The following is a 13,500-nucleotide window of genomic DNA, read 5'->3' on the forward strand; positions in this document are numbered from 1 at the left end:
GCCTCACCACTGTAGTTACGCGCCGCAGGACCTGCAGAACGCGCGCGCACTTCAAAGGACATTCCAAGAAGTCGTCAAGAATCCGGCAGGGCCGGCACCGGACGGTGGTGACACCCGGCGTTCTCGGGTTCGGTAGCGCCGCGGACGGATTGCACTTAACCCCCCACCGCTGCCACCGCAGCGAATTGATCGGAGGTACACCGCGGATGAGGAGCAAGGCTGTCGTACTGCCGGCCGGCGTGCCGTTTGCCCTGCGTCTCGTCGACCTGGGCGCCGGCTGGAGCACCAAGGAGGGCGGCGCCATGCCGCACCGTCGCGGCCGCCACGCCGCGCTACCGCTGTCGGGGCCGCCGCCGTCCGAGCGCCTCAGACGGCTCGAGGAGTGCACACCCGCGGCGCGATCTCCGACACCGAGTACAGCGCGCAGCGGCTACGCATCATCGCCAACATGTAGCCCGGGCGCGCGCCCCGGTCGCCTGCGCGCCGTTGTCAGCCGGACCGCGTAGGCGGCGGCGCTGATCCCGAACATCGCGGCCGTCAGCAACAGCCAGCGCCCCAGGAAAGGATCCTGGGTCTGCCCGGTCGCGGCCGAATAGGTCGCGGCGCCCTGTTCCATGATGCCGGGGAGGAACACCAGCAGCGTCAGACCGGCGCCCAGCGCGGGCACGCGGATGTGGTTGACCGCCGGGACGCGCGGCGCCGCGAGCCGGACGACGGTCCGCGACAGCAGCCGGTCGAGCAGTGCGTAGATCGGGAACAAAATCAGGTCGTGGGCGACGATGGCCGCGGCGAACCACACCATGATCGACTGCCACCACACGTGTGAATTCCACAGCGTGGCCGGTCCGATGGTGGCCACCACGTAACCCAAGAGCGCGAACCCGGCGATCAGGGTCAGCAGGTGCAACGGGCGGGACCCGTAGAGCCTGACGAAACCGGCACGGGCGCTACGCATTCGCGGCCGCCCGGAAGGCGATGGACTCCACCCACTTGGTGTTATGCACCCCGGGCAGCGCCGGCACGACGATGCGCGCCGGGAAGCCGTGGTCCGGGGAAAGATCCGTTCCGTTGACGCGCAGCGCGAGCAGCGCGTCCGGGTGCAGCACCTGGCTCCCCTGCAACGTCGCGCGGCCGAACGCGCCGGAGCGCTCCAGCGAGGAGACACGCGCCGAGTCCGGTGTGGGAACGCCCGCCAGCCGGGCCAAGTCCGCCAGCCGCACCCCCGTCCAGGTTTGGGTGGTGGACCAGCCTTCCACGCAGGCGATCGGCAGCACGGCGGTGTGCTGCGGCATGGCCAAGAGCGCGGCGCGGTCCAGTGCGACGGCGCGGGGTCCGCCGCTCAACGTCAGCCGCCAGCGTTCGCCGGTGTCCCCGGCGGAGATGCCGGCCACCACGGCGGTCCGGTTGATCTCGAAGTCGTTGGGCCCGTCCCCGCGGGTGCGCCCGCGCGGCAGCAGCAGCGCGGCCGGCCGCGCGTAGCCGCCCAGGGTCTGGCCCGCCGTGATGACCGCCATGAACAGCGCCCCGCCGCCCACCAGCGCCAGGGCGCCGCGGCGGCTCATCGTCGCCGGCTGCGGGTTCGCGGCGACCAATCCGTCCGGTTCCCACGCCTGGGCCGCGGTCGCGGCGCGCCCGGTGCGCAGGACGTCGCGCGGTGAGATCGAGCGCAGGCCCGACCACATGGCCGGGAGCTTGATCGCGATATGGACGACGAACCCGGCGATGAACACCCACGCGCCGAAGTAATGCGCGGTGTAGAAGCTGAATCCGAAAACGTAGTCGTACTGGATGTTCAGCACACCCGTAACGATTTCGAACAGCACGCCGCCAACCAGCATCAGCAGCGAAACACGTTCCAGCAGTTGGGCTATCGATCGGGCGGGCGGCCACGCGAAGAGCCTCGGTATCACCGACCACAGTTTGGCCAGCACCACCGGGATCAGGACCAGACCGAGCCCGACGTGCAGCCCTTGGGTCAGCCGATACAGCCAGGACGGGTTGGTGGGCCAGTCGAACGTGGGCAGCTTCAGCCACCCGACGTCGCCGGGGATCGCCTGGCCGAACCGCGGTCCGTAGGCGATGTAGGACAGCAGGCCGGTGACGACGACGATCGGCAGCGTCACCAGCAGCACCGAACCGAACACGGAAGTCAGCCACGGACCCCGCAGCGGGCTGCGCCATCGCTGCGCCCGGCCGACGCCCGGCGCCGGGTGCTCGTCCAACCGACGCCACAGGCGCGCGGGAAACCCGTAGCCGCCGGAATCACCCGTCGGCTCGGCGTCTTCGCTATCGGACTCGCGGATGCGGCGCATCATCGATGATCATCCACGACCGGTCGACGCAAATGGTTCAGATTCGGCGACCCGGTGCTATCCCTGGACGGTCGGCCGGATGGTGATGTCGCCGATCTCGACGTCGTGCGGCTGTTCGATGGCGAACGCGATGGCGCGTGCCACCGCCGCCGGCGGCAGGCCGAAGTCGGTCATGTTGCGCCGGATCTGCGCGCGCGCCTCCGGGTCGTCGATGGAGCTGTCGAGTTGGGTGTCGACGAATCCCGGTGAGATCGACGTGGTCCGGATGACGCCGTCGGTGGACTCCTGGCGCAGTCCCTCCATCACGGTGCGAACGGCGTTCTTGGTGGCGGCGTAGACCGCCATGGTGGGGACGATCTTGAGCCCCGCGGTCGACACCGTGGTGACGAAGTGGCCGCGTCGCTGGCGCCGAAACACCGGCAGCGCCGCGGCGATCCCGTGCAGCACGCCCCGCAGGTTGACGTCGATCATCGCCGACCACCCGTCGACGTCGAGATCGGACATCGGCCCGACCTTGCTGATGCCGGCGTTGCCCACCAGGACGTCGAGCCGGCCGAACTCGCCGGCGGCCGCGGCGACGAGCCGCGCGAGGTGTTCACGTCGCGAGACATCGGTCTCGCAAAGGATGGCTTGTCCGCCGCGCGCGCGTATCCGTCGCGCAACGTCGTCGAGCCGATCGACCCGCCGGGCGCCCAGCACCACCCGCGCTCCGCGCTCGGCGAGCAGCAGAGCGGTCGCCTCCCCGATGCCACTGCTTGCCCCGGTGATGGCCACCACCTGCCCGTCGATGCCCGCCATTGCGCTCCCTGAGTCAGCAGCCCGAATCCCCTTGCGGATTAAGGCTACTCGGGGCGCCCGGGTGCCGGGTCAGTCCTTGCCGCGCGGTGGCGGTTGCACCTGGACGCCAGTGCCCTCGTGTTCGGGACCCGCGGCCGGGTGCTCGGCCGGGACCCGGTCGCGGAATCGCGTGCCCTCACTGGACCGCCCGGGCTCGGGGCGGTGGACGTTGCCACGGTAGGGGCCGGGCTTCGGCCGGGGCTTTCCGCCCGGGAAGGCCAGGCGGAAGATGCTGCGGTGCACCATCAACCACTGCCTGCCGAACCGGCCGGAATTGTAGGGCAACTCGTAGCGCTCGCAGATGTCTTTGACCTGGGGCGCGATCTCCGAGTAGCGGCTGCTCGGCATGTCCGGGTAGAGGTGGTGCTCGACCTGGTAACCGAGATTGCCGCTGACGATGTGGAACAGCGGGCTGCCGTCGATGTTCGCGGCGCCGAGCAACTGGCGCACATACCAACCGCCGCGCGTCTCGTTCTCGACTTCTTCCTGCGTGAACGTATAGGTCTGATCCGGGAAGTGGCCGCAGAAGATGATGGCGTGCGCCCACACGTTGCGGATGACGTTGGCCAGCGCATCGGCGGCCAGCGTGCGCAGGTAGGTGCTTTCCACGCCGGGCGCGACTTTGTCGAGGAAGTTCGCCGCGGCGCCGATGCGGCCGCGGCTGGACACCTTGCGCAGCCTCCTGCCCAACCGTGACTTGGCCGGCTGCTCGAGCCCGCCGCGCAACGCCAGTTGAGTGAGGGCGAAGGCGCCGGCGCTGATGGCCGGCCAGCCGAGGTAGTCCTTGTAGATCTGAGCGCGCGCCTTGACGCCGATGCCCCGCAGATCCTTGCGCACCTCCGACCACGGCTTCTCGCGCTTGCGGATGGCGTCGATGTCCATGTCGTGGACGGCCACGCCCCACTCGAACAGCAGGGTGAGCAGCAGGTTGTAGATCGGTTGGCCCAGGTAGCGCGGCGCCCATCTCTGGTTGGGGTCGATTCGCATGATCTCGTAGCCGAGATCCTTGTCCTTGCCGAGGATGTTGGTGAAGGTGTGGTGGATGTAGTTGTGGGAGTGCTTCCACGACTCGGCGGTGGACGCGGTGTCCCAGTCCCAGACCGAGGAGTGGATGTCGGGGTCGTTCATCCAGTCCCATTGACCGTGCATCACGTTGTGGCCGATCTCCATGTTCTCCAAGATCTTGGCCATCGAGAGGCAGGCGGTGCCCAGCAGCCACGCGGTCTTCGAGCGCGAGGCCAGCAAGAGCACCCGGCCGGCCACCACGATCTGTCGTTGCGCCGAGATGACGTTTTTGATGTAGCGCCGGTCCCGGTCGCCGAGGTCGGCGAACACCTCGTCGTGGATGGCGTCGAATTCCTTCGCCAGCTTTTCCAGTTCTTGTTCGCTCAGGTGCGCGAGTGGGCTGTCCGCACCCTTTTTCACGGCAGTTGTCACCGGCCGCTCCTTTCGATCAAAGTTCCAGTTGCACGTCGCCTTCGGCGGTGTTGATGCAGATCCGCACGTCCTGACCCGTGGGTTCGATCACGTCACCTGAGCGCAGGTCGCGCAGCTTGCCCGATTTCAGCGTCCCGACACAGGTATGGCAGATCCCGATGCGACAGCCGTAGGCCAGATTGAGACCAGCCTTTTCGCCGGCCTCGAGGATCGATGTGCCACCGTCGCATTCGGCTTCCTTGTCGCTGTCGAGGAAGCAGACGGTGCCACCCTCGCCGGCGTTGGCGTCGCCGCCGATCTTGGGCTGAAACCGCTCGAAGTGCAGGCGGTCCCGATCGCCGGTGTCCTCCCAGTGCTCGATCAGCGCGTCGAGCAATTCCCCGGGGCCCGAACAAAACGCCTCGCGCTCACGCCAGTCCGGGCATACGTCGTCCAGGTCGTCGGGCGTCAGTCGGCCCTGTTCGGAGGTGAGGCGCAGCTCCAGCCGCATCCCCGCGTGCCGCTTCTCGAGCTCTTCCAACGCGGGCAGGAACATCGCCTGTTCGCGGGTTCGCGCCGAATGAAGGACCACCGCGTCGCGCACTTCGTCCCGGTGGTCCAGGTCGCGCAGCATGCTGATGATCGGGGTGATGCCGCTTCCGGCACTGATGAACAACAGCTTCTCCGGCAAGGGCTCGGGCAGCGTGAAGACGCCTTCGATCTCGCCCAGCCGTACCAAGTCCCCCGGCTGAATCTTGTGCACGAGATACGGCGACACCACCCCGCCGTCGACCCTCTTCGGCGTGACGCTGATCAGACCGTCTTCGGGCCTGGGATCCGACGTGAGTGAGTAGGCGCGCCAGTGGTAGACGCCGTCGATGACCACACCGAGGCGCACGTATTGACCGGGCTTGTGACCGGGCCATTCGTAGCCGGGCCGGATCAGAATGCTGGCCGCTTCCGAGCCCTGCTGCTCGATGCCTTCGACCTTTCCGCGCAGCTCCTTGGTGGTCCACAGCGGGTTGATCATCTCGAGGTAGTCGTCCGGCTGCAGCGGGCTGAACAACCGCCGCACCGCCCGCAGGAACAACCGTCGTCCCCATGGGACGTGGGGCTGGGCGCCGCGCTCTGCCATGTTCGCTAGAGTACACACTTGTACACTGAGTTTAAACGTAATTTTCGAATCAGCTTGTGGCGCTTTATTTTGACAAACCGTTAACGACCGTAGACACAGCGCATGACTGTTCGCCAGTTGTGATGAGTTGACCAACCCCCCAGCCACGCTTACCTCTGACGTGCCCGCACGCGCCGTCGCCCAAACATTTGTTCAGACAGATCTCAGCCGGTCGGGCACCCGCGCCAGTCGTGGCAGCGGCCTATTGTTCGACGTGTGCTGATCGGATTCCTGCTCGCGCTGGGGTGCTCCGTCTGTTACGGCACGGCCTCGGTGTTGCAGGCGGCGGCGACCCGCTCGGTGGAGGCCGGCAGCGGCAGCGGTGTCGACACGGTGCTGCTGTTGCGCGCCGCCCGGCAGTGGCGCTACCTCGTCGGCGTCGGCCTCGACGGGTTCGGCTTCCTGCTTCAGGTCGCGGCGTTGCGCCTGGTGCCCATCTATGTGGTCGCGGCCGCGCTGGCGGCCTCGATCGCGGTCACCGGCATCGCGTCCGCATGGTTGCTGTCGGCGCGGTTGTCGCCCACCGAATGGGGCGCGGTGGGCGTGGTGTGCGCGAGCCTGGTGGTCCTCGCACTCGCCGCCGGGCACGGGCACTTCCGGCGCGCCCCGGCCGGGCTGGGCTGGGCTTTACTGGGGGTGGTGGCGGCGATCCTCATCGCCGGCGCCGTGGCGGGCCGGCTGCCGGACCGACCGCGCGCGCTGGCGCTGGGACTGGCGGCCGGAACCGGTTTCGGGGTCATCGAGGTCGGCGTGCGGCTGATCGAGGTGCTCGATCCCACCCAGCGCGCGTTCTACACCAATCCGGCGCTGTACGCGGCGGTCGCGGGCGGGGCGGCGGGCTTCCTGCTGCTGACCTCCGCCCTGCACCGCGGTTCGGTGACCACGGCCGTCGCCGGGATGGTCATCGGTGAAACCATCGCCCCCGCGTTCGTCGGAGTGGTGTGGCTGGGTGACAGCGCGCGCGACGGACTCGGCTGGCTGGTTATCGCGGGCTTCGCCGTGGCCGTGTCCGCGACATTGGTGCTGGCGCGGTTCGGTGAAGCACCGCAGGACCTTTCTGAATCGGCTCAGGCCGGCGAAGCCGTAAGCTGACTGTAGGTGGTGCCGCGCGCCGGGCGCGTCCACAAGACACCGCCCTCCGCGGTGACACCCGCAGACATCAGCGCACGCTTGAGGATCTTGTTGGTCGCCGTCGTCGGCAGGTCGGCGTTGATGCGCACGTACCGGGGCCAGGCTTTGGGCGACAGATCCGGTTGCGCGGCAAGGAACTTCGCGAAGTCGTCCGGGCCGAGCCGCGCTCCTTCCCGCAATACCAGCGCGGCCATCACCTGATCTCCGACCCGGTCGTCGGGCACCGCGTAGACGGCGACCTGGCTGACCTCGGGCAGGCGTCCCAGGATCCGCTCGATCGGGCCCGCCGCCAGGTTCTCGCCGTCCACCCGCATCCAGTCGGCGGTGCGGCCGGCCAGGTAGATCCAGCCGTCGGCGTCGCGGTAGGCGAGGTCGCCCGACCAGTACATGCCGTGCCGCATCCGCTCCGCCGTCGCGGCCGGGTCGTTGTAATAGCCGACGAACGGGCCCGCGCCCTGGGTGTTGACGAGTTCCCCGACCGCGTCGTCGAAGTTGGTCAGCGCCCCGTGCTCGTCGAATTCCGCGACGGCGCACTCGCGCAGCGTCGCCGGGTTGTAGATGGCGACCCCCGCATATGGCTTGCCGATCGACCCCGGCGGCGTGCCGTCCTCGCGGACGACGATCACCGCGAACTCGCTGGAACCGAAGCTGTCCACCACGCGGCAGCCGAAACGCCTTGCGAATTCGGCGATGTCGCGGTCGGTGGCCTCGTTGCCGAACGCCACCCGCAGCGTGTTGTCCGCGTCGTCGGGACGTTCGGGGGTGGACAGGATCAAGGCCAGCGGCTTGCCGACGTAGTTGAGATACGTCACGCCGTAGCGGCGCACGTCGTCGAGGAAGCGTGACGGCGAGAACCGGGCCGGGACCATGGTGGCGCCCGCACCGACGGCGACCGCCCACCCGGCGGCGACGCCGTTGGAGTGAAAAAGCGGCATCGACAGGTAGCAGACATCGGCGGCGGTGACGTCGTACTGGAAGATCAGGCTGGCGCCGCACATGATCGCCATCGCGTGCGCGAGCCGCACGACCTTCGGGTCGCCACTGGTTCCGGAGGTGAAGATCATCATCAGGGTGTCGTCACCGGCGACCTCTCGGTGCGGTTCCAGGGCCGGCGCGGCGGCCACCAGTTCGGCGTAGCGCCGGCCGGTCACGTCGAGCACCTGAATCCCGCCGAGATCCAGGCCGTCCAACAGGTCCCGGTGTTCGGGGTCGACGAGCAGGAGTTGGCAGTCGGAGCGCCGGATGTCGGCCAGCAGCCCGGCGCCGCGCCGCGTGGTGTTGATCCCGCACAGCACGTAACCGCCCAGCGCCGCCGCGGCCATGGCGCGCAGCATCGCCGGGGAGTTGGGCAGCAGGGCCCCGACGTGCAGCGGACGGGCCGAATCGGCGAGACCGATCAGCGCGGCGGCCTCCGCCTCGGCCTCCGCGAGGTGTTCTCTCCAGGTCCAGACGCGCTCGCCGTGCGCGACCGCAGGGGTGTCGTCGTCCCGGCGTCCCCGCAGCAGTTGCTGAACCGTTTCGATCATCGGGTGGTCAGCACCAGCCCGGCATAGTGCCGGCGCGCCACCTCGTCGCAGTGGCGCCGATACGTGCCGAATCCCCCGGCGTAGGGCATGAAGATCCGCTTTTTGCCTTCGATGTTGGCGCCGAGGTACCACGACGAGGCGGCTTTCGGGAACAGCGTCTGCTCGGCCGCACTCGCGACGTGGTCCGTCCACGCCTCGGCGGCATCGCGGCGCGGCTCCACCTCCGTCACCCCGAGGCGTCGCATCGACAGCATCAGCTCGATGACCCAGTCGACCTGAACCTCGGCGTGCAGCACCATGTTGGCCAGCACCGAGGGGCTGCCCGGTCCACTGATGGTGAACATGTTCGGCAGGCCGGGCACCATCAGCCCGAGAAAGGTCAGCGGGCCGTCGGCCCAGACGTCGCGCAGCCGCGCTCCCCCCGGCCCTTCCGGGTCGATGCGGGTCAGAGCGCCGGTGAGCGCGTCGAAGCCGGTGGCAAAGATCAGCACATCGCACGGGTAGGTCGAGGCGGTGGTTCGCACGCCGTGGGCGGTGATGGTCTCGATGGGTTCGCGCCGGAGGTTGACCAGCTCCACGTTGTCCCGGTTGAACGCGGCGTAATACCCGCCGTCGGTGCAGATTCGCTTGGTCCCGATCGGGTGGTCGACGGGGATGAGGTCGTTGGCGACGACGGGATCGGCCACGATCTCGCGGATACGCTCCTCGGCGAACTCCCGGGCGATGTGGTTGGCGGCGAGGTCGGAGTTCTGGTCCGGGAACGTCTTGGCAAACAGCACGCCGCCCTCGCGCCAGCGCCGCCACAGGGCTTCGGCGCGCTCCTGCGGGTCGGCGTCGACCGCGTTCTTGTGGTACGTGCCGTGCGGTGTGCCCGACGCCGCGTAGGCCGAGGCGCGGCGGCGCTCGGGATACTGTTCGCGGATCTGTTGTTGTTCCTCCGGCGTCCAGGGTCGGTTGGGCATCGGGATGCTGTAGTTGGCCGACCGCTGGAACACCACCAGCCGGTCCGCCTGCGCGGCGACGATCGGAACCGCTTGAATGCCGGAGGATCCCGTGCCGATCAGGCCGACGCGCTTGCCACGCAGGTCGGGGTCCTCGCGCGGCCACGCCGCGGTGAAGTAGACCGCGCCCGCGAAATCGTCGGCGCCGGGGATGTCCGGGCGGTTGACCGCCGACAGACAACCCGTCGCGCAGATGAGGAACCGGGCGGCATAGGTCTGTTGGTCGCGGGTGCGGACCCGCCACTGGCCCTGGCCGAAGGCGGCCCCGACGACGTCGACCCCGAACCGGTAGTGGCGGCGGAGATCGAACCGGTCGGCAACGTGGCCCAGGTAGGCAAGGATCTCCGGTTGGGCGGCGAAGCGTTCGGTCCACGTCCAGCTCTGCTGGAGTTCCTCATCGAATGAGTAGGAATAGTCCACACTTTCGACGTCGCACCGCGCGCCAGGGTAGCGGTTCCAATACCAGGTGCCGCCCACGTCGGGCGCCGCCTCGACGCCGAGCACCGACAGTCCCGCCGACGCGGCGCGGTGCACGGCGTAGAGCCCGGCGAACCCCGCGCCTATCACGATCACGTCTTTGATTGCGGTGTCGGTCATATCGCCTCGCGAAGGGTCGTCCGGAGCAGCCCGCGCAGGTCGGCGCAGATCAGGTCGAGCGCCGAGACCGCCGGGGGAAAGGCCGGGATGGTCAGGAAGCCGTGAAACAGGTCCGGGAAATCGCGGTGCACGACGGGCACCCGCGCGTCGCGTAACCGGCGCGCGTAGTCGCAGCCCTCGCTGTGCAGCGGATCGAGGCCGGCGGTGACGATCACTGCGGGCGGGAGGCCGGCATGCGACTCGGCGCGGGCCGGCGCCACCAAATCGGTGTGGCCCGGCTGTGTTTCCGCACCCAGGTACTGGCGCCAGTACCACTGCATGGCGGCGCTGGTGAGGAAGTAGCCGGAGGCACAGCGCCGGTAGCTGTCGGTGTCGAACGACGGCTCGATGACCGGATAGATCAGCAGTTGCGCGGACGGCGCGGCCACGGCCCGGTCGCGGCAGCCAATGGCGGTCACCGCGGCGAGGTTGCCGCCGGCGCTGTCGCCGGCGACGGCCGTGCGCGCAGGGTCGATGCCGAGTTCGGGCGCGTGGTCGAAAACCCAGCGGAACGCGGCCAAAGCGTCCAGCGCGGCCGCGGGAGCCGGGTGTTCGGGCGCGAGGCGGTAGCCGACCGACACGACGACCGCCTGCACGCCGCGGGACAGTGCGCGGCAGAATCCGTCGTGAGATTCGATGTCGCACAACACGAATCCGCCACCGTGGTAGAACACGATCGCGGGGCGGTCCGCCTGGGGTTCGCCGTGCGGGTAGTAGATCCGCGCGGGGATGTCCCCGGCCGGACCGGGAATCGACCGGTCTTCGGTGTGGCGGACGTCGTCGATGTTGTCGACGGGCCGGCGCCGCTCGGCGACAGCCGCGCGAGCCTGCACGGCAGTCATGGTTTCGATACGCGGGAATGCCGCGTCCAACTCACGCAACAACGCCCGGACGCCGCCAAAAGGGTCGTCCATGTACACCTCCGAGCTCGTCGCCCAAGTCGGTCATGCCGGCCGGTACTTCAACAGGGTGATCCCGGCTTCGGGCAGATCGTAGAACACCGGCTCGACCCGCATGCCGATATGGACGTCGCCCGGGTCGACGTCGACGAGCTCGGTGCTGAATTTGGGCCCGGCGTCCCACTGCACGACCGCGAGCAGCTGTGGCAGGGCGTCCGCCCACGGCGGCCCGGTGGGCCGGCGGGCGATGGTGAACGTGTACAGCGTTCCCTCGCCGTCGATTTCGCGCCACTGCAGGTCGTCGGCCAGTGTCCCGGGGGCGAGCGTGCGGGGATAGAAGACGTAGCGCCCCAACGACGGTGAGTACTGCACCCGGATGCGGTGCTGGGCCAGGCCGTCCCAGAAGGGCCGCGACACCGGCGTGGGTTCGGGAATCGGGGTGCCCATCGCTAGTCCCCCCGCATCAGCAGCGCGACCTGCTCGCTCATGATGCCGCCGTTGCCGGTGACGAACGCGGTGTGGCAGTCGCGCACCTGCGCGTCGCCCGCCCGTCCCATCACCTGCCTGGCGCCGTCGACGACGTGGTGCATGCCGCCGGCCATCCCGGCCTGCCCGAACGACAGCTGCCCACCGGCGGTGTTGAGCGGGAAGTCGCCGCGGTAGGTCAGATCGTGGCCGCTGATCCACGACATCCCGTCGCCCTTGTCGCAGAAGCCGGCGTCCTCGAGGCTCATCAGCACGGTGATGGTGTAGCAGTCGTAGATCGACGCCACGTCCACGTCCGAGCGGTGCAGGCCGGCCATGGCGAACGCCTTGTCGGCGGCGCGGGCGATCGGGGTGCGCAGCACGTCCTCGGCATAGGTCGGGGTCTTGAAGGCGATGTGCTCGCCAAAACCCTTGATCCACACCGGTCGGTGGCGGCCGCCGCGGGCGATGTCGGCGTTGGCGATCAGGACGCCCGCTCCCCCGTGCACCCGCATCACGGTCTCGAGCATGTGAATGGGATCGGCGATCATCGGGCTGGCGAGCACGTCGTCCACCGTGATCGGGGTGCCGTGGAACACCGCGCCGGGGTGGGCGCACGCGTTGGTCCGCTGATCGACGGCGATTTTGGCCACCGCGGCGGGGTCGTAACCGAATTCGGCGGCGTAGCGCTGGGCGATCTGCGCGTACGGCGCGTTCTGGCCGACGTTGCCATATGGGATCTCGAATTCCGCCTGCGGCGACCCGTAGGTGTTCGACGACGCGCCATACCAATTCGGGGCCGGTGGGGGCCGCTTCTCGGACTGCGGCTGCGATGCCGAGCCGGGGACGACGGCCAGGACGGCGTCGCAGATGCCCAGCTCCACCGCGGCCGCCGCCCGCCAGATCATGCCCGCCGCCGTGGCCCCGCCCAGGTCGACCCGCTCACCGAAGTCCAGGGGCAGGCCGAGGTATTCGCACAGGGTGGCGGGCGCGAACATCGCCGACTCGGCGATGCCGTGCGTCAGCAGGCCGTTGACGGATGCGGCGCCGACGCCCGCGTCGTCGATCACCATCTTCGCCAGCAGCGCGTACTGGTCGAGGGTGAACAGCGGCGGCCGGGTGGGACGCCGCTGCGCAGGCAGCTCGGCGATGCCGACGATCGCGGCGTCGCCGCGCAGCCCGGTCACTGATCGGCTTCCCGGGGCGTTGCGCGCCGGGGCAGCTCGACCGTTGCGGTTCCGGGCATCAGCACCGTCTGCTCGCGGCGGCCGGCGATGTCGAGGTCCACCAGCCCGGCGCCCTCGTCGGAGAGGCGCTTGCCGGTGATCGTGCCGCCGAAGCTCAGCGGCTGGCCGGGATGGGCGACCGCGCGATTCTGGACGGAAAAGGACACCAGCCGGCCCCGCCCGCCGATCCAGTCCCCGATGGCCCGGCCGAGCAGCGCGGCCTGCAGGGGTCCGTGGACCAGCACGTCGTCGTAGCCTTCGACGTTGCGCGCCCAGTCTTTGTCGTAGTGGATCCGGTGCCCGTTGTAGGTGGCGGCGCTGAAGAAGAACAGCTGGGTTTCGTCGACGGTCACGGTGAGTTCGGGCATCTGGTGGCCCACCTCGACATCCTCGTAAAAGACTTGGCCGGTCATCGGGCTCCTAGGGACGGGCGATCATGGATGTCGACGCTTCGGCGAGCAGGTCTTGATGCTGGTTGCGGTACACCGTGTGCCAGGTGACCAAGACGAATCTGCCGGAGCGGCCTTGCTTTTCGACGATGGAGGAGATGGTGCGCACCATCTCGACTTCGTCGCGGTGATACGCCGGCAGGTGGAAGGCGAAGCTTTCCCCGCCGGCCATCCGCTTGGGAGCACGCGGAAACGCGAGGCTACCCGAGACCGCTCCGGAGGAACCGTCGGGCCGCAGCGCCTCGAGGTGCGTGACACCGAGCACGGCGTACTGCAGGAACAGCGGCGGGCAGACGATGTCCCGAAAGCCGTTGGCCCTGGCGTAGTCCGGGTCGAACCACAGCGGGTTGTGGTCACCGATCGCCGCCGCCCACCGTTGCCAGTCGCGCCGGTTCACCTCGCCCGTCGCCGTCGCGGCGACCATGCCG

General features: G+C 69.0%; 13 protein-coding genes. 1 reads left to right on the forward strand and 12 read right to left on the reverse strand.

Annotated features, from left to right (window positions below):
* Window positions 1-430 precede the first annotated feature (430 nt).
* From U8D42_RS09875 to U8D42_RS09895, 5 genes are all read right to left on the reverse strand, one after another.
* Entirely contained in the window at window positions 431-955 is a 525-nt protein-coding gene (locus U8D42_RS09875; protein WP_322860280.1) for a hypothetical protein, read from the reverse strand.
* On the reverse strand, window positions 948-2,315 hold the full coding sequence (locus tag U8D42_RS09880; RefSeq protein ID WP_431523838.1) for a molybdopterin-dependent oxidoreductase: 1,368 nt from the start codon (window positions 2,313-2,315) through the stop codon (window positions 948-950). Before U8D42_RS09880 ends, U8D42_RS09875 begins: the two co-directional genes overlap by 8 nt.
* A 54-nt stretch (window positions 2,316-2,369) precedes the next feature.
* On the reverse strand, window positions 2,370-3,110 hold the full coding sequence (locus U8D42_RS09885; protein ID WP_085238980.1) for an SDR family oxidoreductase: 741 nt from the start codon (window positions 3,108-3,110) through the stop codon (window positions 2,370-2,372).
* A gap of 69 nt (window positions 3,111-3,179) precedes the next feature.
* Window positions 3,180-4,586: a fatty acid desaturase family protein gene (locus U8D42_RS09890; RefSeq protein ID WP_322860278.1), complete on the reverse strand. Its 1,407-nt coding sequence runs from the start codon at window positions 4,584-4,586 to the stop codon at window positions 3,180-3,182.
* A 16-nt stretch (window positions 4,587-4,602) separates the two neighbouring features.
* On the reverse strand, window positions 4,603-5,700 hold the full coding sequence (locus tag U8D42_RS09895) for a ferredoxin reductase (RefSeq protein WP_090421879.1): 1,098 nt from the start codon (window positions 5,698-5,700) through the stop codon (window positions 4,603-4,605).
* 255 nt (window positions 5,701-5,955) lie between these two features.
* Between U8D42_RS09895 and U8D42_RS09900 the strand changes: the two genes are divergently transcribed.
* Entirely contained in the window at window positions 5,956-6,831 is an 876-nt protein-coding gene (locus U8D42_RS09900; RefSeq protein WP_249025816.1) for a DMT family transporter, read from the forward strand.
* Here the strand turns inward: U8D42_RS09900 and fadD1 are convergent.
* From fadD1 to U8D42_RS09935, 7 genes are read right to left on the reverse strand one after another with little or no spacing between them, the layout of a single operon-like run.
* Entirely contained in the window at window positions 6,807-8,396 is a 1,590-nt protein-coding gene (fadD1, locus tag U8D42_RS09905; RefSeq protein ID WP_322860277.1) for a fatty-acid--CoA ligase FadD1, read from the reverse strand. The two genes, U8D42_RS09900 and fadD1, sit on opposite strands and share 25 nt — an antisense overlap.
* Complete coding sequence (locus U8D42_RS09910; protein ID WP_322860276.1) at window positions 8,393-9,994, reverse strand: flavin-containing monooxygenase; 1,602 nt, start codon at window positions 9,992-9,994, stop codon at window positions 8,393-8,395. The genes fadD1 and U8D42_RS09910 overlap by 4 nt, the downstream gene beginning before the upstream one ends.
* Window positions 9,991-10,947 (reverse strand): alpha/beta hydrolase, encoded by a 957-nt coding sequence (locus U8D42_RS09915; protein WP_322860275.1) that lies wholly within the window; start codon window positions 10,945-10,947, stop codon window positions 9,991-9,993. The genes U8D42_RS09910 and U8D42_RS09915 overlap by 4 nt, the downstream gene beginning before the upstream one ends.
* Window positions 10,948-10,977: 30 nt before the next feature.
* Window positions 10,978-11,379 (reverse strand): Zn-ribbon domain-containing OB-fold protein, encoded by a 402-nt coding sequence (locus tag U8D42_RS09920; RefSeq protein WP_322860274.1) that lies wholly within the window; start codon window positions 11,377-11,379, stop codon window positions 10,978-10,980.
* Window positions 11,380-11,381: 2 nt separating this feature from the next.
* Window positions 11,382-12,584 carry a thiolase family protein gene (locus U8D42_RS09925; protein ID WP_322860273.1) on the reverse strand — a complete coding sequence of 401 codons (1,203 nt, stop codon included), beginning with the start codon at window positions 12,582-12,584 and terminating at the stop codon, window positions 11,382-11,384.
* On the reverse strand, window positions 12,581-13,036 hold the full coding sequence (locus tag U8D42_RS09930; protein ID WP_322860272.1) for an acyl dehydratase: 456 nt from the start codon (window positions 13,034-13,036) through the stop codon (window positions 12,581-12,583). The genes U8D42_RS09925 and U8D42_RS09930 overlap by 4 nt, the downstream gene beginning before the upstream one ends.
* A 7-nt stretch (window positions 13,037-13,043) precedes the next feature.
* Window positions 13,044-13,496: a MaoC family dehydratase gene (locus tag U8D42_RS09935; protein ID WP_322860360.1), complete on the reverse strand. Its 453-nt coding sequence runs from the start codon at window positions 13,494-13,496 to the stop codon at window positions 13,044-13,046.
* Window positions 13,497-13,500 lie beyond the last annotated feature (4 nt).

Origin of the sequence: Mycobacterium europaeum, from assembly GCF_034555895.2 — a bacterium.
Taxonomy (GTDB): domain Bacteria; phylum Actinomycetota; class Actinomycetes; order Mycobacteriales; family Mycobacteriaceae; genus Mycobacterium; species Mycobacterium europaeum.